At 68.7% G+C, this 26,191-nt stretch carries 26 protein-coding genes and 1 pseudogene; 12 read left to right on the top strand and 15 right to left on the bottom strand.

Features of this window, described 5'->3' with window-relative positions; all coding sequences use genetic code 11:
- Positions 1-25 precede the first annotated feature (25 nt).
- Positions 26-1,444, top strand: a complete 1,419-nt coding sequence (locus GV007_RS06865; protein ID WP_236558396.1) for a dihydrolipoyl dehydrogenase family protein — start codon at positions 26-28, stop codon at positions 1,442-1,444.
- 589 nt (positions 1,445-2,033) lie between these two features.
- Here the strand turns inward: GV007_RS06865 and GV007_RS06855 are convergent.
- Both GV007_RS06855 and GV007_RS06850 read right to left on the bottom strand, forming a co-directional pair.
- Positions 2,034-2,615 (bottom strand): MOSC domain-containing protein, encoded by a 582-nt coding sequence (locus GV007_RS06855; protein ID WP_160071640.1) that lies wholly within the window; start codon positions 2,613-2,615, stop codon positions 2,034-2,036.
- Positions 2,616-2,622: 7 nt separating this feature from the next.
- Positions 2,623-2,979 (bottom strand): DUF5997 family protein, encoded by a 357-nt coding sequence (locus GV007_RS06850; protein ID WP_201297726.1) that lies wholly within the window; start codon positions 2,977-2,979, stop codon positions 2,623-2,625.
- Between the two features lie 96 nt (positions 2,980-3,075).
- Here GV007_RS06850 and GV007_RS06845 point away from each other — a divergent pair, with 96 nt between their 5' ends.
- On the top strand, positions 3,076-3,885 hold the full coding sequence (locus GV007_RS06845) for a substrate-binding domain-containing protein (RefSeq protein ID WP_160071637.1): 810 nt from the start codon (positions 3,076-3,078) through the stop codon (positions 3,883-3,885).
- Positions 3,886-4,105: 220 nt separating this feature from the next.
- Here GV007_RS06845 and GV007_RS06840 read toward each other — a convergent pair whose 3' ends face one another.
- Positions 4,106-5,731: an HNH endonuclease signature motif containing protein gene (locus GV007_RS06840; protein ID WP_160071635.1), complete on the bottom strand. Its 1,626-nt coding sequence runs from the start codon at positions 5,729-5,731 to the stop codon at positions 4,106-4,108.
- A gap of 154 nt (positions 5,732-5,885) precedes the next feature.
- Here GV007_RS06840 and GV007_RS06835 point away from each other — a divergent pair, with 154 nt between their 5' ends.
- Positions 5,886-6,449, top strand: coding sequence for a dihydrofolate reductase family protein (locus GV007_RS06835; protein WP_160071633.1), 564 nt, complete (start codon positions 5,886-5,888; stop codon positions 6,447-6,449).
- A 13-nt stretch (positions 6,450-6,462) separates the two neighbouring features.
- Here the strand turns inward: GV007_RS06835 and GV007_RS06830 are convergent, their stop codons facing one another.
- Positions 6,463-7,506 carry an LLM class flavin-dependent oxidoreductase gene (locus GV007_RS06830; RefSeq protein WP_160071632.1) on the bottom strand — a complete coding sequence of 348 codons (1,044 nt, stop codon included), beginning with the start codon at positions 7,504-7,506 and terminating at the stop codon, positions 6,463-6,465.
- A gap of 94 nt (positions 7,507-7,600) precedes the next feature.
- Between GV007_RS06830 and GV007_RS06825 the strand changes: the two genes are divergently transcribed.
- The gene (locus GV007_RS06825; RefSeq protein WP_160071630.1) at positions 7,601-8,164 is read left to right on the top strand and encodes a dihydrofolate reductase family protein; all 564 of its coding nucleotides are present in this window, start codon (positions 7,601-7,603) and stop codon (positions 8,162-8,164) included.
- On the opposite strand, the gene GV007_RS06820 is transcribed toward GV007_RS06825, so the two are convergent.
- From GV007_RS06820 to GV007_RS06805, 4 genes are all read right to left on the bottom strand, one after another.
- A complete protein-coding gene (locus GV007_RS06820) occupies positions 8,149-9,648 on the bottom strand; it encodes a hypothetical protein (RefSeq protein ID WP_236558394.1) in 1,500 nt (499 codons plus the stop codon). The genes GV007_RS06825 and GV007_RS06820 overlap by 16 nt on opposite strands.
- A complete protein-coding gene (locus GV007_RS06815; RefSeq protein WP_160071627.1) occupies positions 9,635-10,318 on the bottom strand; it encodes an ABC transporter ATP-binding protein in 684 nt (227 codons plus the stop codon). The genes GV007_RS06820 and GV007_RS06815 overlap by 14 nt, the downstream gene beginning before the upstream one ends.
- 56 nt (positions 10,319-10,374) lie before the next feature.
- A complete protein-coding gene (locus tag GV007_RS06810; protein WP_160071625.1) occupies positions 10,375-11,553 on the bottom strand; it encodes an aminotransferase class I/II-fold pyridoxal phosphate-dependent enzyme in 1,179 nt (392 codons plus the stop codon).
- A gap of 68 nt (positions 11,554-11,621) precedes the next feature.
- Positions 11,622-12,230, bottom strand: coding sequence for a hypothetical protein (locus GV007_RS06805; RefSeq protein ID WP_160071624.1), 609 nt, complete (start codon positions 12,228-12,230; stop codon positions 11,622-11,624).
- 182 nt (positions 12,231-12,412) lie between these two features.
- On the opposite strand from GV007_RS06805, the gene GV007_RS06800 reads away from it, so the two are divergent.
- From GV007_RS06800 to GV007_RS06785, 4 genes are all read left to right on the top strand, one after another.
- On the top strand, positions 12,413-13,153 hold the full coding sequence (locus tag GV007_RS06800; RefSeq protein WP_160071623.1) for a TetR/AcrR family transcriptional regulator: 741 nt from the start codon (positions 12,413-12,415) through the stop codon (positions 13,151-13,153).
- Positions 13,140-14,249, top strand: a complete 1,110-nt coding sequence (locus GV007_RS06795) for a DNA alkylation repair protein (RefSeq protein WP_160071622.1) — start codon at positions 13,140-13,142, stop codon at positions 14,247-14,249. The genes GV007_RS06800 and GV007_RS06795 overlap by 14 nt, the downstream gene beginning before the upstream one ends.
- Positions 14,250-14,258: 9 nt before the next feature.
- Positions 14,259-14,735 carry an SRPBCC domain-containing protein gene (locus GV007_RS06790; RefSeq protein WP_160071621.1) on the top strand — a complete coding sequence of 159 codons (477 nt, stop codon included), beginning with the start codon at positions 14,259-14,261 and terminating at the stop codon, positions 14,733-14,735.
- A gap of 105 nt (positions 14,736-14,840) precedes the next feature.
- Positions 14,841-17,543 carry a phosphoenolpyruvate carboxylase gene (locus tag GV007_RS06785; protein ID WP_160071620.1) on the top strand — a complete coding sequence of 901 codons (2,703 nt, stop codon included), beginning with the start codon at positions 14,841-14,843 and terminating at the stop codon, positions 17,541-17,543.
- Between the two features lie 129 nt (positions 17,544-17,672).
- Here the strand turns inward: GV007_RS06785 and GV007_RS06780 are convergent, their stop codons facing one another.
- The 3 genes and pseudogenes from GV007_RS06780 to GV007_RS06775 form a co-directional block, all read right to left on the bottom strand.
- Positions 17,673-17,960, bottom strand: a complete 288-nt coding sequence (locus GV007_RS06780; protein WP_442960384.1) for a YchJ family protein — start codon at positions 17,958-17,960, stop codon at positions 17,673-17,675.
- Positions 17,961-18,023: 63 nt separating this feature from the next.
- Positions 18,024-18,101 (bottom strand): annotated as a pseudogene (locus tag GV007_RS19440) (hypothetical protein); the annotation flags it as partial.
- Positions 18,098-18,400 carry a DUF4287 domain-containing protein gene (locus tag GV007_RS06775; protein WP_160071618.1) on the bottom strand — a complete coding sequence of 101 codons (303 nt, stop codon included), beginning with the start codon at positions 18,398-18,400 and terminating at the stop codon, positions 18,098-18,100. The gene GV007_RS06775 and the pseudogene GV007_RS19440, both read right to left, overlap by 4 nt.
- A gap of 123 nt (positions 18,401-18,523) precedes the next feature.
- On the opposite strand from GV007_RS06775, the gene GV007_RS06770 reads away from it, so the two are divergent.
- Positions 18,524-19,744 carry an alpha/beta hydrolase family protein gene (locus tag GV007_RS06770; RefSeq protein WP_160071617.1) on the top strand — a complete coding sequence of 407 codons (1,221 nt, stop codon included), beginning with the start codon at positions 18,524-18,526 and terminating at the stop codon, positions 19,742-19,744.
- A gap of 23 nt (positions 19,745-19,767) precedes the next feature.
- On the opposite strand, the gene GV007_RS06765 is transcribed toward GV007_RS06770, so the two are convergent.
- Positions 19,768-21,495 (bottom strand): long-chain-fatty-acid--CoA ligase, encoded by a 1,728-nt coding sequence (locus tag GV007_RS06765; RefSeq protein WP_160071616.1) that lies wholly within the window; start codon positions 21,493-21,495, stop codon positions 19,768-19,770.
- Between the two features lie 194 nt (positions 21,496-21,689).
- On the opposite strand from GV007_RS06765, the gene GV007_RS06760 reads away from it, so the two are divergent.
- Complete coding sequence (locus GV007_RS06760) at positions 21,690-22,391, top strand: YceI family protein (protein WP_160071615.1); 702 nt, start codon at positions 21,690-21,692, stop codon at positions 22,389-22,391.
- 179 nt (positions 22,392-22,570) lie between these two features.
- On the opposite strand, the gene GV007_RS06755 is transcribed toward GV007_RS06760, so the two are convergent.
- Both GV007_RS06755 and GV007_RS06750 read right to left on the bottom strand, forming a co-directional pair.
- Positions 22,571-23,893 carry an RNA polymerase sigma factor gene (locus tag GV007_RS06755; RefSeq protein ID WP_160071614.1) on the bottom strand — a complete coding sequence of 441 codons (1,323 nt, stop codon included), beginning with the start codon at positions 23,891-23,893 and terminating at the stop codon, positions 22,571-22,573.
- 38 nt (positions 23,894-23,931) lie between these two features.
- Positions 23,932-24,360: a YciI family protein gene (locus GV007_RS06750; RefSeq protein WP_104241075.1), complete on the bottom strand. Its 429-nt coding sequence runs from the start codon at positions 24,358-24,360 to the stop codon at positions 23,932-23,934.
- A 174-nt stretch (positions 24,361-24,534) separates the two neighbouring features.
- On the opposite strand from GV007_RS06750, the gene GV007_RS06745 reads away from it, so the two are divergent.
- Both GV007_RS06745 and GV007_RS06740 read left to right on the top strand, forming a co-directional pair.
- A complete protein-coding gene (locus GV007_RS06745; RefSeq protein WP_160071613.1) occupies positions 24,535-25,014 on the top strand; it encodes an SRPBCC domain-containing protein in 480 nt (159 codons plus the stop codon).
- Positions 25,011-25,457, top strand: coding sequence for a VOC family protein (locus GV007_RS06740; RefSeq protein ID WP_160071612.1), 447 nt, complete (start codon positions 25,011-25,013; stop codon positions 25,455-25,457). Before GV007_RS06745 ends, GV007_RS06740 begins: the two co-directional genes overlap by 4 nt.
- Before the next feature lie 81 nt (positions 25,458-25,538).
- Here the strand turns inward: GV007_RS06740 and GV007_RS06735 are convergent, their stop codons facing one another.
- The gene (locus GV007_RS06735) at positions 25,539-26,108 is read right to left on the bottom strand and encodes a hypothetical protein (RefSeq protein WP_160071611.1); all 570 of its coding nucleotides are present in this window, start codon (positions 26,106-26,108) and stop codon (positions 25,539-25,541) included.
- Between the last annotated feature and the right edge of the window lie 83 nt (positions 26,109-26,191).

Below are 26,191 nucleotides of genomic sequence, written 5' to 3'. Positions count from 1 at the left end.
GTCTCAGCCCTCGTCCGAGGAGAACGTGCCTCCAACCAGTGCGACGACGTTCGACGTCATCGTCATCGGCGCAGGCCCCGTCGGGGAGAACGTGGCTGACCGCACTGTCCAGGGTGGCCTGAGCACGCTCATCGTCGAGAAGGAGCTCGTCGGCGGTGAGTGCTCGTACTGGGCGTGCATCCCCTCGAAGGCGCTCCTTCGAAGCGGGGCTGCTCTGCGCGCGGCGCGGGCCGTGCCGGGCAGCCGCGAGGCGGCGACGGGTGACCTCGACGTGTCGGCAGTCCTGGCCCGTCGCGACTCGTACGTGTCTGAGTGGAGCGACGACGGTCAGGTGGCCTGGTTGTCGGACGCCGGCATCGAACTCGTCCGTGGGCATGCCCGCCTGACGGGTGAGCGTGAGGTGACGGTCGGCGAGACGACGTACTCGGCGCGTGTCGCCGTCGTCGTCGCGACCGGATCGGCGGCGCTGCTGCCGGACATCCCGGGGCTTGCTGACGCGGAGCCGTGGACGAGCCGAGAGGCGACGTCGGTCGAGCGCATCCCAGAATCGATCACGATCATCGGCGGCGGCGTTGTGGCGGTCGAGATCGCGACCGCATACACGGACCTCGGCGCCCGGGTGACGCTGGTCGCCCGGAGCACGGTCCTCGGCGGCTTCGAGGAGTTCGCTGGTGAGGCGGTCGTGGCGGCCCTGCGTTCGCGTGGGGCGACGATCATCACGGGCGCGTCGCCAACCGGTGTTGCCCGGGATGCGTCCGGTCCTGTCACGGTGACGCTCGACGACGGCCGCACCCTCGAGAGCAGTGAGCTTCTTGTGGCGACGGGCCGGGTCCCGCGCACGGGCGATGTCGGTCTCGAGACGGCCGGGCTCGAGTCCGGGGCCTGGATCGATGTCGACGACACGATGCTCGTCCGCGGCAGCGACTGGTTGTACGCGGCGGGCGACGTCAACCATCGCGCCCTGCTGACGCACCAGGGCAAGTACCAGGCGCGGGCGGCCGGTGACGCGATCGCGGCGCGCGCCGCGGGACGCACCCTCGACGATGGACCCTGGGGCACGCACGTGGCCACGGCTGATCACGCCGCGGTGCCTCAGCTCGTCTACTCGGACCCAGAGGTCGCCGCTGTCGGGCTCACGAGCGGTGCCGCCGAGAAGCAGGGCCTTCGGGTGCGGGCCATCGACGTGCCCATCGGCAACGTGTCGGGGGCTTCGCTGCACGCGGAGGGCTACGAGGGAACGGCCCGGATGGTCGTGGACGAAGATCGCGGGGTTGTCGTCGGGTTCACCATGGTCGGCCCCGACGTGGGCGAGCTGCTGCACGCGGCGACGATCGCGGTCGTCGGCGAGGTGCCCCTCTCACGGCTGTGGCATGCGGTTCCGTCGTTCCCGACGATCAGCGAGCTCTGGCTGCGGCTGCTCGAGGGCTACGGGCGCCCGCGGTAGCAGTAGCAGTAGCGGTTGCGGTTGCGGTTGCGGTTGCGGTTGCGGTTGCGGTTGCGGTTGCGGTTGCGGCAAACGCTCAAGCGATTGCCCACCGGCGGAGGGTGCGAGCGGGCTTCGAAACACTCTCCCGCCGGTGACTGGGCGAGGCAGACGCGCGGCTCGGCTTCAAAGGGTCGAGGCTCGAGGCTCGACGGCAGCAGACGGGCGGCTCGACCTCGGCAGACGGCTCGGCGTCAGTAGACCGGCCGTCCGGCGTCAGCAGACCAGCCGTCCGGCGTCAGCAGACCGACGGCTCGGCGTCAGCAAACGGGCGGGAGCCAGGTGTGCACGAGGCCGTGTGCTTTCGGCGCTTGGTCCGGGATCCGGCGCTCGGTCTCGCGCCGGCTCTTGCTCCGACCCGGGTCTTACTCTTGTTCTTGCTTTGACTTCAGCTTTGACTTCGGCTTCGGCGACGGCGACGGCTCTGACTTTGCCTTGGCTTTGGGTTCGGCCTCGACCGGTTCCGACCTCGGCTCCGGTTCCGACTTTGGCTCCGGATCCGGCACCGGCACCGAGTTCGACTTCGACTTCGACTTCGACTTCGCTCGTCTCAGCCGCCGTGGGCGCCGGAGAAAACCTGACGAACTGTCGGCGCACCCTCGGCCGTCTCGAGGACTTCGACGGTGTCGCCCGCCGCGATCTTGCCGTTCCTCGCGACGCGCAGGTAGGCGCCGACGCGGGCGGCTGAGCTGAATCGCTTCACCCAGCCACGTTCGTCGTCTCCCCCGACCCACCTGGCGAAGGTCTGGCATGGGACACGCGGGGCGGTCACGACGAGTTCGACGACGCGGGACGAGCCCGCGGCGGTGAGGTCTCCGATGCGGAGGGTGTCACCGATGTGGAGTTCGTTGACGTCGAGCCCGTCGATGCGGAGGTTCTCGCCGAAGAAGCCCGGTGGAAGCTGACGGCCGAGTTCTTCAGCCCAGTGGTCGGCGTCGATCTGCGAGTAGGCGTAGACCGCCTGGTCGAGGCCGCCGTGGTGCTTTCGATCGGCTTGCACGTCGCCGTAGACCCCGTAGCGCCCCACCTTGACGGCGCCCTCAAGGGTTCGCTTGTCGATCGCAGTGACGCCGACGGCACCGGGGTCCCGGCGGAGCTGCGCAACGGCGCAGACGGCGAGCAGCTGGGCCAAGGTCGGCTCAGTTCTTTCGCTTCGCGTGCAGTTCGGCGACGCGGGCGTTCTCGGCGCGGACCTTCGCCTGGACGCCCCGCTCGTGGGAGAGCCACGATGGAGCGTTCTCGAGCAGGGCCTGGATCTCTTCGGTGGTGAGCGCTTCGGTGACACCGCCGCGGGCGAGGCCGGAGTTGGTGATGCCGAGCTTGCGGGCGACGATGTCGCGCGGGTGGGGACCCGTGCGGCGCAGCTCCTGCAGCCATTCGGGCGGGGTCTCCTGCAGCTCGAGGAACTCGCTACGGGTGAGCGGGGCTTCCTGGAACGCTTCTGGGGTTGCCGGCAGGTAGATGCCGAGCTTCTTGGCGGCGGTCGCCGGCTTCATGGTCTGGTCTGACCCGCGGTCGGCCGCGGTGTGGCTCTCGGCCGAGTTGCCTTCTGATTCGCTCATCTGAGCATCGTACCCAGTAGCCTTGCGGGCATGGAGACTCCGACGCACCTCACGGTCGCTCTCGCCCCCGGCATCAACCCACGGAAGTGGTCTCGAGTGTGGGAGGAGCGGAGAGCAGAGACGCCGCTGGAGTTCACGACCCTGCATTCGGCCGAGGCCAGGCAGCTCGTTCTCGATGACGGAGCGCAGGTCGCCTTCGTGCGGCACCCCTTCGAACGTGAGGGGTTGAACGCGATCGATCTGTTCGCCGAAGACGTGGTGGCTGTGGTGGCGGTCGAGTCGGATCTCGACATCGATGAGCCGTTGCGGTTGGAGGAGCTCGACGACTGGCAGCTGGTGCTGGCTGCGTGGACCCCCGATTGGGCGGAGGCGGCAGAGCGCCTTGGGCTCGATTCGGGCGCGGCGGCCATGACGACCGATCCGGCGGATGCGATGGAGCTTGTCGCGGGCGGCGCGGGGGTCGCGATCGTCCCTCAGTCGGTCGCGAGGCAGCACGCTCGCAAGGACGTCACGTATCGGGTCATCAGCGACCTCCCTCGGGTTCCCGTTTCTGTGGTCTGGGCGGTCGCCGACGACCGTCTCGATACCGAGGAGTTCGTGGGCATCGTCCGCGGGCGCACCGCGGGCAGCTCGAGGGGACGCACCGGCGCGAAGTCGGCCGCGCTGCAGCGGGAAGAGCAGCAGGCGCTAGCGGAGGCCGAGCGCCGCGTGAAGGAGCAGCAGAAGAAGCGGGCGACCGCGAAGCGAATCGGAACCTCCTCCGGAACGAGCCGCGGCGCGCAGCTCGCCGCGAAGCGTGCCAAGGCGGGCGGATCGGGCGGCAAGCGCAAGCGCCGCTAGCGCTGGCTGGTTCGCTGCTCGCTGGTTCGCCGCCCTTCTGCCTGCTGGCTTGCCAAACAGATGTGCCGACAAACCAACGCGCGGGCGGGCAGGCAGGCTGGCGGGCTGGCAGGCAGGCAGGCAGGCAGGCAGAGCTCTTGCCGCATTCTCTAGCAGGGTTCGGGTGAGACCTCGCGCCCGGGGCAGCGATCAGCCTTCCTGACGCCGCTTGGCTCCGAGCTTAGAAGGGCGGCGGTTCGTCTGCGCTCCCCCGCTGTTTCGACTCATCTGGGGTTGGCGGCTCGGCGTTGCTGTTCTGCTGAGACGCAGGCCACGGCATCCCCGTGCCTGTCGCGGCGCGGCCGTCGCGCGCCTCGTCGCTCGGCCTGAATTCGACGTTGGTGTTGGCGTGAGTGTCGTGGTGTTCTGGGCGGTCGGTGTAGCTCTTGCCGCTGGGGGTGCGCCATTCGAGGACACCACCTCCGAGTTGTCTCACCGTCCAGGCGGTGGCGTGTTTCATGACGTGGTGCCCTCTGCACAGTCCGCAGAGGTTGTCGATGCTGGTTGTGCCGCCGTGTTCCCAGGCGTGGGTGTGGTCGAGGTCGCAGCGGGCGGCGGGTTGCCGGCAGCCGGGCCAGCGGCAGTGGATGTCTCTCGCGGTGAGGAAGGCCCGCATCGCCGCGGTGGGGCGGTAGGTATCGACGGCCGCGACCGCTCCCGTGATGGGGTGGGTCAGGATGCGCTGGAATGAGGGAGCGTTTGCCGCGAGTCGCTTTGCTTCCTCGAGCGGAATGGGTGACATGCCGTTGAGCAGCGCGGGCGCCGGAGTCAGGCGGGAAGAATCCGAGGCGAGAGCGCCGCCAGTGCCGAGGAGCGTGAGGATCGGGAACGTGAACTGCACGCTCGCCTGGATCCCCGCAGCCGCGACGTTGGAGGTGGGCGTCGAGGTGAGGAGCACGTCTGCGAACAGGTCGGCCTTGACCTGGTCGACCGTCCGCTCATCCGGAGCCTCGTCCAGCATCTCGCCCGGCCCCTCAGCGCGGGCCCCGCTCGCGGCGCTCTCGCTGTTCCCAGTACCCCCGGTGCTCTGAATGTTCCCGGCGCTCTGGGTGTTGCCGGCACTCCCGTCGCTGCCCGTGCTGCCCGTGCTGCCCGTGGGTGCAGGCCTCGCCCGGATCACGGCCTTCGCCTGCTTGCGCAGGCGGTCCGCGATCGCCTTGCCCTCGATGAGCGGCAACCGCGCTCGCAGAAGGCACATGCCGTTCTCCGCCTCGGTCACCGACACGTACCGCGTCGTCCGCGCCCGCGCGAACCGCTCGCACACCGACTCCTGCGTCAACGACTCGGCGACCCTCGCGGCCGCCACCCGCAACGCGCGGGGCGGCAGCACCCGCGCACCGAACTCCGTGAGCATCTCGCGTACGAACGCAGCCCGCCGCGCTGTCTGCTCCACCGCATCCACATGCGACACCGACAGGCCTGCCTCGGTCAGCACCCGCAGCTGCGCCTCGCTCACCGCGCCCGCACCCAGTGCGTCCACGAGCCCCGGGAACTCACGCACCGCTGTCACCGCCTCCTGCAGCAGTCCCTCCGCGACCGACTGCCCAACCTGTTCGACCAGCGCCACCTCGGCTGCCAATGACCGCACATGCAAACCGTGCTCCACCGAGCCCTCAGCCGCATCCAAGGCTGCCGCAATCTCCGCCAGCTCAGCACGAACTCGCACCTGCGCCGCCGCGACCACAGCAGCCGCTGCCATCAGCCCCGTCTCCCGCGCCAGGAGCAGCCGACGACGCGCAGCGACCGACCCCGGATCGCGGGGATCGCACCCCAGCCCGGTCGGCGTCACATCATCGGTCGAAGACATACCCGCATCTTGGACCGGACCACCGACAATCGCGGCCCCAGAGGCTCACAACCCAGTGAAAACCCAGATCAGACGGCGAGTTTCCGAGACGCCGGGACGCCTTTGCCGCCCCAGCCGGTGGTAGATTCAAAGGCACGAACAAGGAGGTTCGCTGATGCGCAAGGTCACCTACTCACTGGCCCTCACCCTCGACGGCTACATCAAGGACTCGGACGGCAGCTTCGACTGGGGGGACCCCAGCGAAGAGGTGTTCCGCTTGGCGACTGAGGAGGTTCGAGCAGCCGACTTCCACCTGATGGGTCGCCGCCTCTACGAGACGATGGTCTATTGGGAGCCGACCGATGAAGCGCGGGACTACGGGGAGCTCGAGACGGAGTTCGCCGAGCTCTGGCGTGCCCTGCCGAAGATCGTGTTCTCGAACACGATCACCGAGGTGCAAGGCAATACGCGGATCGCTGGAGACGGACTCGCCGAGGAGATCGAGCGCCTGAAGGCTGAACCGGGAGAAGGACCGATCGCGATCGGTGGAGCAGAGCTGGCGCATCAGGTGGCTGATCTCGATCTGATCGACGAGTACCTGCTGCGCATCTGCCCCGTCCTCGTCGGAGGCGGCACGCCGTTCTTCTCACAGAACGACCGCCGCACGAACCTCGAGCTGCTCGACTCACGAACCTTCGAGTCGGGCGTCGTGCATCTGCGCTACCGAGTCCTGCGCTGACCCGGACTGTCGACTACGCCTCGCGCGACCAGCCGATCGCCGGAGCGATGTGCTCGGCGATGGTGGCGAGCATCCGCGTGTTGTAGGCGACACCGAGCTGATTCGGCACGGTCAGCAGGAGGGTATCCGCCGCCTGGACGGCAGCATCCGCTGCGAGCTCCTCGGCGAGACGATCGGGAGCGCTCTGGTAGGTGCGACCGAAGCGTGAACGCATCCCATCGAGTACGCCGACCTGATCGCCCTCCCCGCCACCTCGCCCGCCGAAGTAGGTCACGTCCTCGTCGGTGGTGATGGGAATGACGCTGCGGCTCACCGAGACCCGGGGCTCTCGACGGTGTCCTGCGGCTGCCCATGCGTCGCGGTACCCCTGGATCTGCTCGGCCTGAAGCTCGTCGAAGGGCACGCCCGTGTCTTCCGTGAGCAGCGTCGAGCTCATGAGGTTCATGCCCTGCTCCGCTACCCACACGGCGCTGGCGCGGCTCCCGGAGCCCCACCAGATCCGGTCGTCCAGGCCGGCGGACTGTGGCTGGATGGGGAGCGGCGCCGTCGAACCTGTCATCTGCGGGTTGCCGGCGACGAGCCCCGCACCGGTGATCGCCGCTCGGAACAGCTCCGTCTTGGCGCGAGCCAGCTCGTCATCGGTCTTGCCTTCAGGCGGTGTGAAGCCGAACGCGTGCGCGCCGTCCTGGGCAGGCTCGGGCGATCCTCGGCTCAGACCGAGCTGGAGCCGCCCCTCGCCGCCGGCGTGTGCGCTGATGAGGTCGGCAGCGGCAGCCTCCTCTGCCATGTACAACGGGTTCTCGTAGCGCATGTCGATGACGCCGGTGCCGATCTCGATGCGGCTGGTCCGAGCCCCGACGGCTGCCAGGAGCGGGAATGGGGCAGCGAGCTGTCGCGCGAAGTGATGCACGCGATAGTAGGCGCCGTCGATGCCGAGCTCTTCCGCCGCGACCGCGAGTTCGATGGACTGCACGAGCGCATCACCGCCCGTTCGCGTGCCCGACTGCGGAGACGGGTGCCAGTGCCCGAACGAGAGGAAGCCGATTTTCTTGCGCATGCTGAGCACAGCGTCTGGGATGGATGCCGCATTCCCGAGACCGCTCGCGTGTCGCCTTCTCCCGAATGTCGGAGGTCGGGGTTACCTTCCTCGCATGACGAACGTGATCTACAACACCGCCACAACCCTCTCCGGCTTCATCGCCGACGACAACGACGCTCTCGACTGGCTGTTCGTCGTCGACCAGCCCGACGACGACAGCTTCGCCTCGTTCCTGGCGAGCATCGGGGCGCTCGTGATGGGATCGACCACCTACCAGTGGGTCTACGACCACGAGGGTCTCGACGAGCATCCCGAGAAGTGGCGAGCCTCCTACGCCGACCGGCCGACGTTCGTGTTCACGAGCCGCGACCTGCCCGTCCCTGAGGGACTCGACATCCACCTCGTGCGGGGTGCCGTCGCCGACCACATCGGCGCCATCGCTGCCGCCGGCGGCGACCGCAATGTCTGGGTCGTGGGTGGCGGAGACCTCGCCGGCCAGTTCTACGACTCGGGCAATCTGACTGAGATCCGCCTCTCGATCGCGCCGGTCACCCTGGCCTCCGGCGCTCCGGTGCTCCCCCGCCGCATTGAAGCGGATGCACTGCACCTGACCTCAGCGCACGCCCGGGGACAGTTCGTAGAAGCGCGCTACGAGGTGCGCTACCCGCGGAGGTGACGAAGGCGCGATCTCGTCGCGAGAGCGAGCACAAACGCGCCCGCGAGCAGAAGCACGACCGAGACGACAGGAAGGCCCACGGTCCAGAGCATCGTCGTGGCGAGCCCGAGGAGCGCAGCGATGATGACCGAGTCGAGCTGCCAGACGAGCCTCGCGAGCACGGACACGTCGCCGACCTCGCTCGGCATGGGCGTCAGGAGCAGCGGAGGGAGGTGCCCGCGGCCCGCTTCGTAGGCGCGCACGGCGACCATGGCGAGGCTTGCGAGCAGGGGCGCGGCACCACCACCGCCACCGCTCGAGACGAGGAGCGTGACACCGACGACAAGGAGGATGACGATCAACGGGAACACGGCGTGCAGCAGGAACTGCTCTGCCGTAGGCGTTCCGAAGACGGCGGCACCGGCCGCTGCGTCTGCCGCATGCCGGAACCCCTCGGTGAACGGGGCCAGGGCGAGGAACATCAGAATGGAGCCGCCGAGCGCGGCCAGCGCGGTGACCGCCGACGGGCTGACCGCCAGACCCATGAGGAGGGCCGCGACCACAACCCCGACGAGCCCGAACGCGGTGCGCTGCGGTGTCCGCAACGCACCGACTGCATCGCGGACGAGCATGGAGAGCACGCGCGGCCCGCCGACGACGGCATGAAGCCCCCTCCCCACCGAGGGCAACTCGCGGTAGGCCGCCGATGCGCCAGACAGCTCCCCGGCAGCTGCAGCGAACGCGGCAGCCTCACGGCGCCGAGCTTGACGAAGGAGCGCGTCACCCCGCAGTCGGTCCAGCAGCCGAGGGACGGATACAAGCGCAGCCGCCAGGACCCCGAGGAGCGCCAGCGCACCGACGAGAACGAGACTCAGGCCGCCGTCATGACCAAGAAAACCCTCGAGGGCCGAATGAAGCCCTTGACCGTTCCCACCACTCCGGCCCACGACGCCGGTCCAGATCGACCCGAACCAGGCCCCGACCCCAAGGGGCGACACCCCGAGAAGACCGAGAGCGATCGCCGCCACCCATGCGCGCAGGCTGCCGATGACCTGCCCCACGAGTGCCGCGACCACGCCGAGGTAGGCCAGTGCGACTGCGGCCGCCGCGAAGCACGCCACTGGCACCAGAGGAGCCCCGGAGCCCACGACCAGTGCGGCCCCCAGGAGACAGACAAGAATCCCCGTCCCCACCGAGGCAGCGAGCACACTCCGCCGGAACGGCCGCCGCAACGAGCGGCGCCTCGGCACGTGATTGGAACCGAGGGTGACCGTCGCGAAGGGATCAAGAAGTGCCGGACCACGAGTCGTCCCCACCAGCAGGCCGAGCGGCACCACCGCCGCAGACAAGACCCGCAGCTGCTCCGCGAACGCCGGGGACGTGAGCCAGGCGATCGAGGCCGGTTCCAGGAGCGCGATGAACAGCATCCGCGCCAGCGGCGCGACCGCGACGAGCACCACCGCTCCCGCAAGGTACGCGCGATACGCACCCTCACGCCGCCGCACGCCCACCGCCCTTGCCCTGGTTGTCGCCGTCGCGTTCGCGTTCCCCGGCAAGCCGCAACTCGTCCGCGCCCAGCGCCTCGATGAGCGCTCGGCTGTGGGTCGCGACGATGACCGTCGCGCCCCTGTCTCGCTCTTCCGTCAGGATGCGGGCAAGCAGCTCACGTCGCTCCTCGTCGAGACGCTGCTCGGGTTCGTCGAGCACAAGCACGTCGAACGGGCGCGCCAGCACCGTGGCCAGCGAGAGCATCTGGAACTGCCCGGACGAGAGCTCGTGCGGGAACCGCGTCGCAAGGTGCTCGATGCCGAGGCGCGCCAGCACCGAATCGGCGGAACGCTCCCCCTCGAGCGTGCTGGTCCCCCACGACGCTGCGACCGCCGTCAGATGCTCTCTGGCAGTCAGGGTCAGCGAGAACGGGACCGATCCGAGCAAGGCCGCGAGGCTTCGCCGGAACCGCGGACTCCGTTCATCCACCGGCCCGTCGTCGAGGAGGATTCGGCCCTCGCTCGGCCTCACGAGCCCGGCCAGCGCGCGGAGCAGCGTCGTCTTCCCGGAGCCGTTCGACCCGGTGAGGCACAGCACCGATCCGGCAGGCACCGCGAGATCGACATCGGAGAGCACCCGCATGCCCCCACGCTTCACGGAGAGACCCTCGACGCGCACGACTGGCATGCAGCCATCCTCCCCTCGACCAGGACCGCGATCAAGTCGTTCGGGGCCAGACCCGCTCACGGCAGCAGCCCTTCGACGAACGACTCGAGGCGGCGCAGCCCCTCGACGAGCTCCGTTCGCGAGGCGGCGTAGGAGAGCCTGACGTGGCTCTCGCCCGTGTGCGCCCCGAAGTCGCGGCCAGGCGTCAGCGCGACCTGGGCCTCCTCGAGGGCCCGTCCGCAGAAATCCCACGAGGACAGACCGGTCCGGGACACGTCGAAGTACACGTAGAAGGCACCGTCGGGCAGCACCGGAACGGGGAGTCCGATGCGCTTCAGGCCCTCGAGCACGAGATCGCGACGATCGGCGAGCTCGACCCGGCGCTCTTCGCAGATCGACAGCGACTCGGGGGTGAACGCAGCGAGCGCGGCAAGCTGTGCCGGTGCCGACGCCGACAGGAAGTAGTTCGTCGCGAGCTTCTCGACGGCCGGAACAAGAGCCTCCGGGAGGACGGCCCAGCCGAGTCGCCAGCCGGTCATGCCGAAGTACTTGGAGAAGCTGTTGACGACGATCGCTTCAGGGTCGACGTTCAGGACGCTCCGCGGCGGGGTGCCACCCTCGCCCGGGTCGGAGAGGTTCAGATAGATCTCGTCGACGATTCGCCACGCGCCCCGCTCGCGGACGAACGCGCAGAGGGTGGCAAGCTCCTCGAATGGCACGGAGGTGCCGGTCGGGTTCGATGGCGTCGCGATCATGATCGAGGCCGTCCGCTCACCCCAGACCGCTTCGACGCTGGGCACGTCGAGCTGGTAGCGAGATTCAATGCTCGTGGGGACGCCGACCACCCGCCCGCCGAAGCTCTCGACCAGCTGCCGATTGCAGGGGTACGACGGATCGGCCATGATCACATCGTCACCGGGGTCGGTGGTGGCGGCCACGACGACGAGGAGGGCTGCCGATGCGCCTGAGGTCACGAGGATGCGGGCCGGGTCGACCTCGACGCCGTGACGGATGCGGTAGAACTCGCTGATCGCCTCGCGCAGCGCTGGGAGACCGAGCGCGACGGTGTACGGGAGCGGTCGACCGTCCATGGCCTCGCGCATCGCCTCCCGAACCTGGGGTGGCGCCCCGAAGTCGGGTTCCCCCAAGGAGAGCTTCACGACGCGCTTGCCCTCGGCTTCGAGGGCAGCGGCGCGCTGCCCGAACGCCATGGCGTGGAACGGCTCGACCGTCTGGGCGCGATGCGAGAGCTTCATGCCCCAAGGATGCCAGGTAGCCCGGTCTCGCGGCGGTGAGCGGGCGCGCCTGCTGAGCGGAGTGAGGCTCAACTGCTGGTGGCGCCAGCCCCAGCCTCCGTGCACTCGCTCTCGGAAGGTGAAGGGGCCGGGTCGTCGACGAGTGCGCGCACTCGCGGGCTCCTGCCCGCCTGGGTGTGCAGCCACGTGCCCGCTGGGATGGTCTTGATTAACTGCCAGGCGTCCCGGTCAAGGTGCCCAGAACGGGGCGAGAAGACCTCCTCGAGAAGACGGGGGTCGTCACTGATGAAGGCCGCCATTCCCTCCTCCAGCCACACCGGTCTGCTCTGCCCTCGTTCTCCGGGGCGTGCGCCTTGGACCCGCAGCGCTCCGGTCCGGTCCTTGGCGATCATGACCGCGGATGGTACGAGCAGCTCCGGGAGGTCGTCGAGCTCGTCCAGGAATCGTCGCCCCTGGGCCCGCAGCACGACGGATGTCGCCGGCTCGCTGGAGAGGCGAGTGAGGAAGATGAGGTCGAGGTGCCTCGTTCGGACCTCGGTGAGGGCCCGCTCCAATGGTCGCGCGAGCAGCCACGGTGCACCCGAACCGTGGTCGGCGACAACTCGAAGCAGCCCCTCGACGATCGCCCACCGGACGGCGGGGTGCACTTCCTGGTCCGGATGTACGAGTATTCCCACGGCTCTCCAACCTCGCGAGCGGTGTTGCTCCGCGCTGAAAATCTCCGCGCAACGTAGCACGCCGAAGGGGCATCCGCCTCCTGTTCGCGACGAATTCGTCTTCACATATGGCGGAATCCGGCATCCCCGACCTACCCCGAACGGGTGCGGTGCTGCCCCGATCGTCACTACACTCACTGGCTATGAATGCCCTCGCCCGATCGGCCGGCGGACCCCAGCAGCAGCGCAGCATCCAGACCCGGAGCCGCTTGGTGCTCGCCGCTGCCACGACCTTCGTGGAGTACGGCTTCGCCAGCTCGACCTTGTCGCGCATCCGGGCGAACTCGGGAGTCACGAACGGGGCCTTCTACCACCACTTCGCGACGCGCGAGGCCGTCGCCGAGGCAGTCCTCGGCGAGTACGCGGCGCGGGCCTCGGACGCGGTGGCCGAGGCGACAAGATCAGCGTCAAGCGGCATCGATGCACTCCTGAGGGTGTCCGTCGCCTTCGCGAAGCTCCTGCAGAGCGATGTCGTGGTCCTCGCAGGCGTCATCGTGACGTCGGAGATCGGCTCCAGTTTCCTCTCGCACGGCTCCTATCTGGACTGGCTTGCGCGCATCCGCCCCGTCATTCGGATCTGCCAGCGAGAGGGCAGCATCCGCGGCGACTTCAGCGCCGACGACGTCAGCTCGCTCTTCGTCTCGTCCTTCACGGGAACGCAGCTGCTCTCTGGGGCGCTGACCGACCGGCAGGACCTCCTGGAGCGCATCGGGGTGCATTGGCGGATCATTCTGCTCGGCCTGACGACGCCGGAGAGCGCCGAGCGCGTCGGCAAGCTCATGGACTCAGCCTTCGGTGGCTCCCAGACGGGCGGCATCTCTGAGATGGATGACGACGCGCGAGGCACGTCTTTCGAGGAGGAGACGCAGCATGCCCTTCGCTGATGAGCTCCTGGGACTCCAGCAGGCTTCCGCGATGGTCAAGCTGCTGCAATCGGCGGCCGAAAACCATCAGCTCTCCGCGACGCGTGCGACCGCTGAGGGCCTCGACGGGCTCGCCCTCGGCGCGCGGAGTTCCCATCTGGCAGCCGCCATCCTGGAAGACCTCCCGGTCGACTACCCCGAGTTCGCCTCGATCATTCGCCGCGCGCTGGTGTCGTCGTCCCTCGAGGGGTGGATGGTGTGGCCCATCTCGAACGCGGTGTCAGCCGCCGCCATCGCCGATGGCGGCGCTCCGGCGTTCGACGACGGAATGCGGCTCCTCGCGGAACTCACCCCTCGGCTGACCTGCGAGTGGGCGGTGCGGCCCATGCTGCGGGCGAGGCTCGAGCGGGCACTCGAGATCATGCTCGAGTGGACAAGGAGCGACAACGAGCACGTGCGTCGGCTCGCGTCTGAGGGGACGCGGCCGTACCTGCCGTGGGGCACCCGTGTGGCCGAGATCACCCGCGATGCGCGTCTCTGCATCCCGATTCTGGATGCGCTCTACCGCGACGACAGCGAGTACGTTCGCCGTTCGGTCGCCAACCACCTGAACGACATCAGCAGGCACGACGCGGACCTGGTCCGCGAGACGGCCGCCGCGTGGCTCGCCGACGGTGACGAGCGCACGCCGAAGCTCGTCCGCCACGCCCTCAGGACGCTCGTGAAACGCGGTGACTCCGACGCCTTGGCCCTGCTCGGCTTCGGCTCGGCGGAGGTCGTCGTGGACGGGCCCACGCTTGATCGAGCGAGCCTGGTGCTCGGCGAGGAACTGCTCATCACCGCCAGCATCACGAATCGTGGGCAGGTCGCCGCGGATCTTGTCGTCGACTATGTCGTGCACCATGTGAAGGCGGACGGCAGCCGCACCCCGAAGACGTTCAAGATCTCGACGACGAAACTCGCACCCGGCGCCACGCTGAGCATCGGTAAGCGGCACGCCGTCAGGCCCATCACCACTCGTCGCTACTACGCCGGCGTGCACGCCATCGAGCTGCAGGTCAACGGGATCCGGCACGGTTTCGCCGAATTCGACCTGGTTCTCGACCCGGTGTGCTGAGATACCCGCATGTCCGAAGATCGTTCCGAAGCAGTCGACACCGAGACCATTCGCCTCGAGCGGAGCGTGGACACCGCTCGGGAGGAGCTGTGGCTGTGGTTCACGGCGAGCGAGAAGACGGCCCAGTGGATCGGCCCGTGGCACTTCACTGACAAAGAGCGCGGTCGGATCGGGCTGCAGCTCGTGGCAGAGGAGGGCGCCCCAGCAAGCGCGGCGACGATCTGGCGCTGCGAGCCCCCGAGCCTGTTGGAACTCACGACCGAGGATGCAGCCGGATCGTGGCATCTGCGTGTCTCATTGGCGGAGTCCGGGGTGCGGGGCGAGGCCACTCGGCTCGTCTTCGAGCACTTCGAGGTGCCCGTGGCGATGATCTCGGATATCCGGGCAGGCTGGAACTACTATCTCGACCTGATGCTGGCGGCCAAGGACGGCCTCGAGACGCCCGTCTTCGAGGACTACCTGGAGGCCCCTGCAGAAGAGGCGTGACCGCGGCGGTCCGCACTCCCCTTCGCCTCACTCGGGGGATGTCATTCCCGGTCATGATGGATGCCGTGTCACATTGTCGATACACGGCATCGGTAGCCTGGACTCATGCTCGAAGCCCCAACGAACTCCCCCGCCAGCCGCACTGAGGCTGGCGCTGAACTGCCAGATGAGCTGCGCTCTGACGTGCACCTCCTCGGCACCCTGCTCGGCCAGGTTCTGACAGAGACGGGAGGCCCAGAGCTCCTCGACGACGTCGAGCGGCTGCGGCGCCTCACGATCTCGGCCTACGAGCACGACGGCGCGGCCGCGAACGACTCGTTCGCCTCCGCCGAGGAGCTCGTGGATGCACTCTCACCGGCACGGGCGGACGAGGTTGCGCGCGCGTTCACCTGCTACTTCCACCTCGTGAACCTCGCCGAGGAGCACCACCGCGTGCGCGTGCTCCGCGCCCGCGGCACCTCACCCTCGAAGCAGCAGGAGGACACGATCTCGCAGGCGTTCGCGCGCCTGAGCGACGAGATCGGCGCGGACGCCGCGTCGGTGCGGGTCCGCGCCCTGCGCTTCCACCCCGTCTTCACGGCGCACCCGACCGAGGCCCGCCGTCGCGCTGTCTCCTCGGCGATCCGTCGCATCAGCGACCTGCTCGAGGAACGCGACGAACAGCGGCTCTCGGGTGGCGCATCCGAGGGCAGCCCCGCCGCTCAGGAGCTGACCCGTCGCCTGCTCGAGGAGATCGACCTGCTGTGGCGCACCTCTCCGCTGCGCAGCGACAAGCCGACGCCCGTCGACGAGGTGCGCACCGTCATGGCCGTCTTCGACGAGACCCTCTTCACGACGGTCCCCCGCGTCTACCGCCGAGTCGACGAGGCCCTGCAGGGCGCGCTCTCTGGAACGTCGAAGCCCATCGCTGAGCCCTTCGTGCGCGTCGGCTCCTGGATCGGCGGCGACCGAGATGGCAACCCGTTCGTGACCGCGAAGGTCAGCCGTCAGGCAGCAGTCATCGCGTCCGAGCACGTCCTCCTCGGCCTCGAACGCGCCTCGGCTCGAATCGGGCGCACGCTCACGCTCGGCGCCGACACCACCCCCCTCGACCCGGCCGCAGCGACCCTCCTCGCGCGACTCGGCAGCGGCGACGAGAGTGCAGCAGCCGAGATCGCCCAGCGCTCCCCCGGGGAGCCGCACCGCCGCATCCTGCTGCTCATCGCCCGCCGCATCGAGGCGACCCGGAGACGCAACGCGGACCTCGCCTACAAGGTGCCGGACGAGCTGCTGCGGGAGCTGCGCATCTTGCAGGCATCTCTTGTCGCCGCTGGCGCTGGCCGGCACGCCTACGGCGAGCTGCAGCACCTCATCTGGCAGGTCGAGACGTTCGGCTTCCACCTCACCGAGCTCGAGGTGCGCCAGCACTCGCAGGTGCACCGCAAGGTGCTCGCCGAGCTCGCCGAGCAGCAGGCGGGCGCAGAGCCCAGCGAGCTGGCCGCCGAGGTGCTCGACGTGTTCCGCTCGATCGCGTTCATCCAGGAGCGCCACGGTCCGCGCGCGGCGGGCCGCTACATCGTGTCCTTCACGCAGTCGTCCGAGGACATCGCCAACGTCTACAAGCTCGCCGTCGCGGCGACAGGCCCCGGGGCGACGCCGCCCGCGCTCAACGTGATCCCCCTCTTCGAGACGTTCGCCGACCTGCAGGCGGCTCCTCGCATCCTCGCCGAGATGCTCGAGCAGCCCGAGGTCGTCGAGCTGCTCGCCGGCAACGGGCGCAGGCTCGAGGTAATGCTCGGCTATTCCGACTCCTCGAAGGACGTCGGGCCAGTGGCTGCAACGCTCGCCCTGTACGAGGCGCAGAGCCAGATCGCCGCCTGGGCCCGTGAGAACGGCATCGAGCTCACCCTCTTCCACGGTCGCGGCGGTGCGCTCGGCCGCGGCGGTGGCCCCGCGAACGTCGCGATCCTGGCCCAGCCGCCGCACTCCGTCGACGGTCGCTTCAAGCTGACCGAGCAGGGTGAGGTCATCTTCGCCAGGTATGGCGACCCGGACATCGCGGCCAGGCACATCGACCAGGTGATCTCGGCGACGCTCCTCGCCTCTGCCCCGTCGACGGAGACCCGCAACGCGGACGCCGCCCAGAAGTACGCAGGGGTCGCCGCGACCATGGACTCCGCTTCACGCGAGCGTTTCTTCGCGCTCGTGAAGGCCCCCGGTTTCGCACCCTGGTTCGCCCGTGTGACCCCCATGGAGGAGGTCGGGATGCTCGCCCTCGGGTCGCGCCCCGCTCGCCGCGGCCTCTCCGTGGAGTCCCTCGAGGATCTGCGCGCCATCCCGTGGGTGTTCGCGTGGACGCAGGCGCGCATCAACCTCACCGGCTGGTTCGGCCTCGGCACGGCGCTCGACGCGGTCGGCGACCTCGACCAGCTGCAGGCCGCCTACGCCGAATGGCCGCTCTTCAGGTCGATGATCGACAACGTCGCGATGAGTCTCGCGAAGACAGACGGACGCATCGCCCGCCGCTACCTGGAGCTCGGCGACCGCCCGGAGCTCGCCGAGCTGGTGACGAGCGAGCTCGACCTCACGGCGAGCTGGGTCACCCGGATCACAGGTGGCGCCGAGCTGCTCGAGCGCAAGCCCGTGCTGCAGCGCGCCGTGAAGATGCGCAGCCCCTACGTGGACGCGCTGTCGCTCCTGCAGCTGCGCGCGCTCCGCAGGCTGCGTGACGACGCCAGGAAGCCCGACGGGGATGAGGCCGCCGAGCTCCAGCGACTCCTGCTGCTCTCCGTGAACGGCGTCGCGGCCGGTCTCCAGAACACCGGCTGACGCCACCGGCGACCGTCTTCGCCGACACAGCGAGAGGCCTTCATCCCCGCAGGGATGAAGGCCTCTCCGTCTTTCTGGCGTCGCTGACTGTTGGACATCGCGCGGGCACGTCCCTCCGGCGTGCCCGCCTCAGTCGCGGATGACCCTGCCGTCGACGTAGACCCAGCGCCCGTTGTTGCGCGTGAAGCGGGCGCGTTCGTGGAGCAGGCCGGCACCGTCCGCGTCACGGTAGGACGCCCGGAACTCGACAACTCCCGTCGAGTCGCCTTCGGCCCCGTCGAACGTGTCGACGATCTGCAGACGCCGCCACACCGTGCCGTCCTCGAGCTCGAGGTCCGCTGGGCGGGTCTCCGAGTCCCAGGTCGCGTTGAGATAGTCCGGCAGCCGCCGCGCGAACGCTGAGTAACGGGATCGCATGAGTGCCTCAGCTGTTGGCGCCGGCGCGCCCGCATGGAAGACGCCGCAGCACGCGGCATACGTGGCCCCGCTTCCGCAAGGGCAGAGCTCGGTCTGGGCCTGGGCGCCCTGCGTCGCGTCGCCGGACGCTGCCTCGCTCATTCGCCCGCCGCCGAGGGCTTGGTCGCCTTGCCATCCAGCCACAGGGTGTCGGACTCGTCGCCGTGCGGGCCCGTCTTCCCGACGTGCTTGTCGCTGATCTTCGGGCCCTTCTTGATGACGTGCACCAGCGCCATCCCGTGGCCTCGCCCGAGGTCGTAGTCCTCCTTGAGCCAGGCGAGGATCTCGCCAGCCTTCGTGGCCTCGCCGTCGAGGCCCTTCTCCTTCGCGATCGCGATGAACTGACGCGGCGTGAGGCCCGTCTTCTCCTCGATGTTGTCGAGGTACGACTGGAACGACATGGATGCACCTTCCCTAGGCTCGCCTCTGGCCGGAGAACCGTGCTGGCATCCTAACGACCCGACCTTCCTTCCAAATGCCTGCGGATCGGACCGGGCCCGTCAGGGCAGGAGGATGATGAGGCTATGTCGCACCATCCAGCACTGTCGCGGCCGCTGTTCCACGACGCAGACCAGAACTTCGAAGCCAAGATCGTCCTCGGATCTGTCGGTGCGGGTGCCGGCGATCTGGGCGAGATCTTCGCGACGCTCGCCGCCATCGAGGACGGGAAGCGCGAGTCGTGGATCAGGGCGTGGTTCGCGCGAGCCCAGGTCACGCGGCAGCTTGCCGAGGTCTCGACGGGCAATGGGCGAACCGTGACGGCCGCCGCCCAATGGCTTCGCGCATCCGCCTACTACGGCCATGCCCTGAACGCGATCGCCGCGATCGGCGACGATGACGGCTACGCGAACGCCTTCGCACTGCACCGTGCTGCCTGGGATCGCTTCGCGGAGCTCAGGCGCGTGCCGTTGGAACGACTCTCGATCCCCTTCGGCAGGGGCAGGCTCCCGGGCTACCTGCAGCGTCCCGAGTTCGGTGCCGAAGACGGGCCGTCTCCGCTTCTGGTGCTCGTGAACGGCAGCGACGGAACACTCACCGACCTCTATGCCACGATCGGAGCCTCCGCCGCCGCCCGGGGCTACGCCGTGCTCTACTTCGACGGCCCCGGCCAGCAGAGCCAGCTCATCGCGGGGTCGCACTTCAGGCCCGATTTCGAGGCTGTGCTGACGCCGGTCATCGATGCGGCCCTCGGCCTCGCGGGCGTGGATGCCTCACGACTGGCGGTCTATGGCGTCAGCCAGGCCGGCTACTGGGTGCCACGAGCGCTCGCGTTCGAGCACCGCGTGGCCGCGGCCATGGTCGACCCCGGTGTGACGGACGTATCGACCTCGTGGCTCTCGCACCTGCCCTCTCCCCTGCGCCGCGAACTTGCGAAGGGCGACTCGAAGCACTTCGACCAGTACATGAAGCTGGGGCTCGGCCACAGTGCGGCGGAGCGCGCCGTGTGGAGCTTCCGCGCGAAGCCGTACGCCAGCACCGGCTACTTCGCCGTCTACCGCGAGGTCGAGAAGTATCGCCTCACCGCTGAAATCGCCAGCTCGATCACGACTCCGCTGCTCATCACGGCACCGGAGAACGAGCAGTTCTGGCCAGGCCAAGCCGAGGAACTCGCGTCGCTTGTGCCCGAGGCCGAGCTCGTTCGCTTCACAGCCGTCAACGGGGCCGACTCCCACTGCGAGCCGCTCGCTCGCACCGCAGTCAACGAGGTGCTCCTCGATTGGCTCGATGCGCGCCTCGTTCGCTAGCCTCGTTCGCTAGCCTCCCCGCGCTACTCGCTGCGCTTCGCGACGAGCCCGTCCCGCACCTGTCGACGGAGCACCTTGCCGATAAGCGACTTCGGCAGCTCGTCGACCTGCACGACCCGCTTCGGCACCTTGTAGGAAGCGAGGCGGGAGCGGCAGAAGTCACGAAGGGCGTCTGCATCGAACGCGGCGCCCTCCCGGAGGACAACCGCCGCTGTCACATCCTCACCGCCGGAACTGCGGGGCAGGCCGACCACTGCCGCCCCGTCCACGTCGGGATGCGCCGTGAGCGCCTCCTCGACCTCGGAGGGGCTCACGTTGAAGCCTCCCGTGATGATGAGCTCCTTCATGCGGTCGACGACCGTCACGAACCCGTCGTCCGAGACGGTGACGATGTCGCCCGTGCGAAGCCATCCGCCGGCGAGCAGCACCTCCCGCGTCTCGTCTGGGCGCTTCCAGTAGCCCTGGAAGACCTGGGGGCCGCGGATGAGCAGCTCGCCCGGTTCGCCGAAGGCACGCTCCACGGTCGGGTCCTCGGGGTCGACGACACGGATGTGCGTGCTCGGGAACGGCACGCCAACCGTGCCGGGGCGGCGGCTCGGGCCGACCGGGTTGCCGAGCGCGACCGGTGAGGTCTCGGTCATGCCGTACCCCTCGACGAGGAGTCCGCCGGTGACCTCTTCCCACCGTTCGACGGTCTTCACGGGCAGGCTCATGGCCCCGGAGATCGCAAAGCGGATGCTCGTGAAGCTGACTCCCTTGCGGGAGGCCGCCCGCGAGAGCGCGTCGTAGATGGGCGGAACCGCGGGCAGGAACGTCGGCGGCGACGCCTTCGCCGCGGCGACCACGAGATCGACGTCGAACTTCGGGAAGAGGACGAGCTTGGCGCCGAGGCTCATGGCAAAAGTCAGACACAGTGTCATGCCGTACGCGTGGAAGAGCGGCAGGACGCCGTAGAAGGTCTCGCGCCCCTCGGTGAGGCCCGGCACCCAGGCGCGTCCCTGCGCCGCGTTCGCCCGCAGGTTGCGGTGCGTGAGGATGGCCCCCTTGGGGTTGCCGGTCGTTCCGCTCGTGTACTGCAGCAGGGCGACGTCGTCGATGCCGGGATGCGGCACTCGCTTCGAGATGCGCTTGGCGTTCGCGATGCGCTCCCACTTGAGCACGCTGCGGTCCGAGGGTGTCGCCGTCATGGCCTCGCGAGACTCGCGCGCCTTGGCGATCGGCAGACGCAGAGCGACTCGCTTCCCGAACGGGAGCGCCGAGGACATGTCGACGGCGACGATCGTCTCCGGGACCACATCGCTCGGCAGCTCGGAGATGAGGTCCGCGACCTTGTCCCAGACGATCGCGAGCTTCGCGCCGTGGTCTTCGAACTGGTGCCGCAGCTCCCGGGCCGTGTACAGCGGGTTGTGCTCGATGACGATGGCCCCCAGGCGGAGCGCCGCGTAAAAGGCGACGACATGCTGCGGGCAGTTGGGGAGCACGAGTGCAACCCGGTCGCCTGCCCCGACTCCGAGCTTGCGGAGCCCCTCGGCAGCCCGAGCCACCTGCTCGCCGAGCTCGCCGTAGCTGGTCTCCGCGCCGAAGAACTCGAGCGCGGGGCGAGACCCGAACCGCTTGACCGCGTTGTCGAGAAGGTCAACGAGCGATTCCCGCACCTCCGGGATGTCATGGGGCACGTCTTCCGCGTAGGCGGCCAGCCAAGGCCGGGATGCGAGGGCGGAAGTCTTGCTGGTCTCGTTGGCGTCGTTCACCGGGGTCCCTTCGACAATCACGGCTGCGCGCACAGCGGTGCACTCGAACCCTATGACGGGGCGGTTGTGCTGGAGCCGTGCGTCGGTCACTGCCACGTCGTGGACACGTCACGGATAAGGTGCGCATCCCCGCACAGACGAAGGAGACGTCAAACCCATAGCTTGTCCATAGAAAAGTGCTTCAAGCTACAACTATGAAGAAGCCATCGAAGAAAGCCACCATCGGCATCGTCATCGCGGCTGTCGTCGTGGTGATCGGCATCGCGGCCGCAGTGTTCGGCCCCATGATCTACCGCGATGTCATCGCGGCGCCCGCAGCTGAGGCCCCCGCCCTCGAGATCGAATCCACGACCACGAGCAGCGCCGATGTCGGATCGCTCGCCGGCTCCTGGACCGTCGCCGCTGGCTCATACGCGGGCTACCGCGTCGACGAGGTCCTCAACGGCACGGACGTGACCGTCACCGGACGCACCGAGACCGTCTCCGGAACGCTCACGACCACCGACACCGAGCTCACGGCAGCCGACATCACGGTCGACGTGGCGTCCATCGCCACCGACGAGCAGCGCCGCGACGAGTACTTCCGCAGCGAAGCCCTCGACACCGCCACGAACCCGGAAGCGACCTTCACGCTCGACGAGCCCGTCGCAGCACTCGATGGCCTCGCAGAAGGCACGCAGGAGACCATCCCGGCAACGGGCACGCTCACGCTCAACGGCGTCAGCCAGCAGGTGAGCATCGACATCACGGCCGGCCTCGACGGCGAGACCGTGCAGGTCGCCGGCAGCATTCCCGTGACCTTCGCCGACTACGGCGTCGAGGCACCGAACCTCGGGTTCGTCTCCGTCGAGCCCACAGGCGATGTCGAGTTCCTCCTGGTGCTCGAGCGCGCCTAGCGTTCACCGCCCCAGCCGACACCTCCGGCCTGGGTCCCTCTTCAACCCGACCGCCCTCTCCACCCGCTGACCAACTTGCGTGACAGAACCGATGCATCCGGCCAGAGCTCGGCTCAGGCAGCCCCTCTGTCACGCAAGTTGGTCGTTTCTGCGTGACGCGCGTTCGACGTGGCCTGGTTTCAGGCTCCGAGCGCGTCGAGCTTCCCTTGCAGCACCCCGCGCTGCTGCTCGTTATCGCTCAGCCGGACGGCGACCAGCAGCTCCGAGCGAGCCTCCTCGACCCTCCCGAGCTGCACCAGCAGCTCCCCTCGGATGCTCGCGAGCAGCGGACCACTGGCGAGAGCGCCGGATGCTCCCAGCCGGTCGACGATCGCCAGTGCGCTGGCAGGTCCCGTCGCCATCGACACGGCCACCGCACGGTTGAGCTCGACGATGGGGCTCGGCGCGATGCGGCCGAGGACCTCGTAGAGGAGGACGATCTGCTGCCAGTCGGTGTCAGCAACGGACGGTGCGACCGCATGACGTTCGGCGATGGCGGCCTGCAGACAGTAGGTGCCTCGCCCCTTGCCCAGCGCATCCGCTCGCGATAGGAGGGTGCGGCCGCGGAGGATCGCAGATCGGTCCCAGCGGCGACGGTCCTGGTCTGCGAGGAGGATCGGCGTGCCATCCGCCGCTTCGCGCGCCGCGAAGCGCGAGGACTGCAGTTCCATGAGCGCGACGAGCCCCAGCACCTCGGGCTCGCGCGGCAGCATGCTGCTGAGGGCGCGGCCGAGGCGCAGCGCCTCGGCCGCAAGGTCGGATCTCAGCCAGCGGTCGCCGGAAGTCGCCGCGTACCCCTCCGTGAAGATGAGGTAGATCACGGCGAGGACTCCCTTGAGACGGGCGGTCCATTCGCTGGGGTCGGGCGTCTCGAACGGCACCTTGGCGGCGGCGAGGCTCTTCTTGGCGCGCACGATGCGCTGCTGTACGGTCGCGACCGGCAGCAGGAAGAGGCGCGCGATCTCGCCACTCGTCAGGCCGCCGACGATGCGCAGGGTGAGGGCCACCTGGGCTTCGCGGGAGAGTGCCGGATGGCAGGCGACGAACATGAGCCGGAGGACGTCGTCGCTGATCGGCTCCCACTCGTCGCTCGCAGATGCATCCGCTTCGCTGAGGTCTCGCGCGATGGCGCTGTAGCGCTCGTCGAGTCGCTCGCGCCGCCGCCATCCGTCGATGGCCTTGCGCTTGGCGACGGCCGTGAGCCAGGCCCCCGGGTTGACCGGGACGCCCGACTCTGGCCACTGCGTCAGAGCATCGGCGACCGCTTCCTGCGCGAGGTCCTCTGCAAGGGAGACGTCGCCGACCATCCTCGTCAAGGTGGCCACGATTCTCGCGCTCTCGATGCGCCAGACGGCGTCGATAGCCGCCACGCTGGCACGTGGAGCTTCGCTGGCGTCGGCATTCGCACTCCCGGTGGAGCCGCCGCGCGTCTCAGCTTCGTGGCCGTGTTCGGAGGCGGTCATGACCGTTGGCGAGATGAGGATTCGAGACGTGTCCGGCTTCAGGCGCCCGCCTGCTCCTCACGCCAGCCCTCTTCCTTGCGGAGGTACTCGTTGTCCTCATGGCCTTCGAAGTCGCTCATGTCGGTGACGCGGCGAACTTCGAGCTTCGACCCTGGGCCTTGGAGCGGGGCGCGGGACGCCCACTGGATGGCTTCGTCGCGGGTGGCGGTCTCGATGATCCAGAAGCCGTTGAAGAGCTCATGCGTCTCGCCGTAGGGGCCGTCGGTGACGACGGGCTGCTCGCCCGTGAAGTCGACCACGAAGGCCGTGCTGAGGTCGTCGGCGAGCCCTTCGCCTGCGAGCAGGACACCGGCTTCCATCATCGACTCGTTGTACTTGCCCATGGCATTGATGATCTCGGTGAAGTCGGTGTTCTCGTAGGAGGCCTTGGCTTCGTCGGTGGCGCGCATGATGAGCATGAACTTCATGATGGTTCTCCTTGTCTGCGACCCACTCGGGGCCGGTTTCAGGGTGCCGGTCAGCACCCTTCTACTATTGCGTCGAACGAGGGCCGGCGGAATCGACACACGTCGGAATCTTCTTCGGATTTTCTTCTGGAGGCCGGTCGGCGCATCCCCACCTCGGGTTGTTACCTTCCGGTCATGACAAGCGATTTCGAACCACGCGTCGACCGGGTCTCCCGGGTGCTGCCGGCGAGCGCATCCAGCGTCTATGGGGCTCTGCTGGACCAGCGGGCGCTTGAATCCTGGTTGCCGCCGCAGGGCATGTCGGGGAAATACCTCAGCTTCGAGCCCTGGGTGGGCGGGCGCAGCGTGCTCGAGCTCACCTACTCAGAGGCCCCGGCGGGTGGCGGGAAGACGTCCGCGTCTCGGGATGTGTCGGCCTCCGTGCTCGTGGAGCTCGTCCCCGACGAGCGGGTCTCGCAGCAGGTCGTGTTCGAGTCGGAAGACCCCACGTTCGCTGGGACGATGACGATGGTGTGGGAGCTGGCGGAGTTCCCAGGCGGGACCTTGGTGACGGTCTCGGCCTACGACGTGCCGAGCGGCATCGCTCAGGGGGAACACGTCGATGGCATGTCGTCGTCGCTGGAGAACCTGTCGGCGTTTGTGGGTCGCCAGTGAAGCAGCAGGTGAACTTCGTGACGTTCGCGACTCGTGATCTTGACGAGGCGCGGCGCTTCTACTCGGAGGCGCTGGGGTGGGAGCCGTTGCTGGATGTGGTGGACGAGGTGCTGTTCTTCCAGATCGGGGCCGGTCAGGTGCTGGGTTTCTTCGATGCGGAGAAGTTCGACCGTGACCTGGGCACGGGAGAGCAGCGGTCGACGGTGTCCGGTGTGACTTTGGCGCACAATGTGGGCAGCCGGGAGGAGGTCGTCGCGGTGGTGTCGGCCATGGCTTCCGGTGGCGGGGTGATGTTGAAGGTGCCGCAGGAGGGTGAGTTCGGCGGGGTCTTCCATGGACTCGTCGAGGACCCGAACGGTGTCGTCTGGGAGGTGGCGCACAACCCGGGCTGGGCGGTGCTGCCCGACGGTTCCGTCGTCTTCGATCAGGACGGGCAGGAATAGCCCGCCTCGAGCTGGGTTCGAGTTCGCGCTCGAGTTCGCGCTGGCTCGGCTTCGCTCGCGACGGTCGTTGTCAGGGGCAGGTCAGCAGCGGGGCTGTTGCGGGTGCTCGCTGCAGTCGCCGACGGTGATGACGGTGTCGGCGGTGAAGAGCTCGATCGCCACAGCCGCGGAGGCTCGGTCGAGGGTGCCCGTGACGGGGATGCTCGTGCCGTTCGCGAGGGTCACGCTCGCCGTGTAGACGACGGTGACGGAAGCTTGCACGGTGGCCTTCTCCCGATAGACGTGACTGGTCGCCGTTGCGGTGAAGTCCTCTTGGCCGAGTGCCGCCCAGCTGGCTCCGGGCGTGGTCGTCTCCCGCGTGGTGCCGTCGCCGGAGTCCCACCGGTAGGACACGGGCGTGAACGTCGCGGTGACGGGGTACCCGAGGACGGTGCCTGAAGCGGTGTGCTTGGTCGCCGTCGTGAAGAAGTTCGTGTGGGACCCGACGATGCTCCACGTGGACGGCTCCGCCATGAGCGACACCGATGCCGGTGCCAGCGTGAGCACGTCGCTGACCGTGAAGCTCCTCGGCGGGGCCGGCGCAGTCAGGCGTGCGCCTCCCCCACCGCCGCCGCAGGGTCGACACAGCACCGGGGTGAGGAGCGAGCTCATCGGCGATTCGAGCGCCCTCACACTGGGCGTGAACGAAGGCGGACCGCCCGGGGCAGCTGCATCGCCTCCGCCCCCGCCCCCTC

The sequence above is a fragment of the Pseudoclavibacter sp. 8L genome, from assembly GCF_902506465.1.
Lineage (GTDB): Bacteria > Actinomycetota > Actinomycetes > Actinomycetales > Microbacteriaceae > Pseudoclavibacter.
The sequence above is the reverse complement of the archived record's forward strand: the minus strand, read 5'-3'. Positions and strand labels throughout refer to the sequence as shown.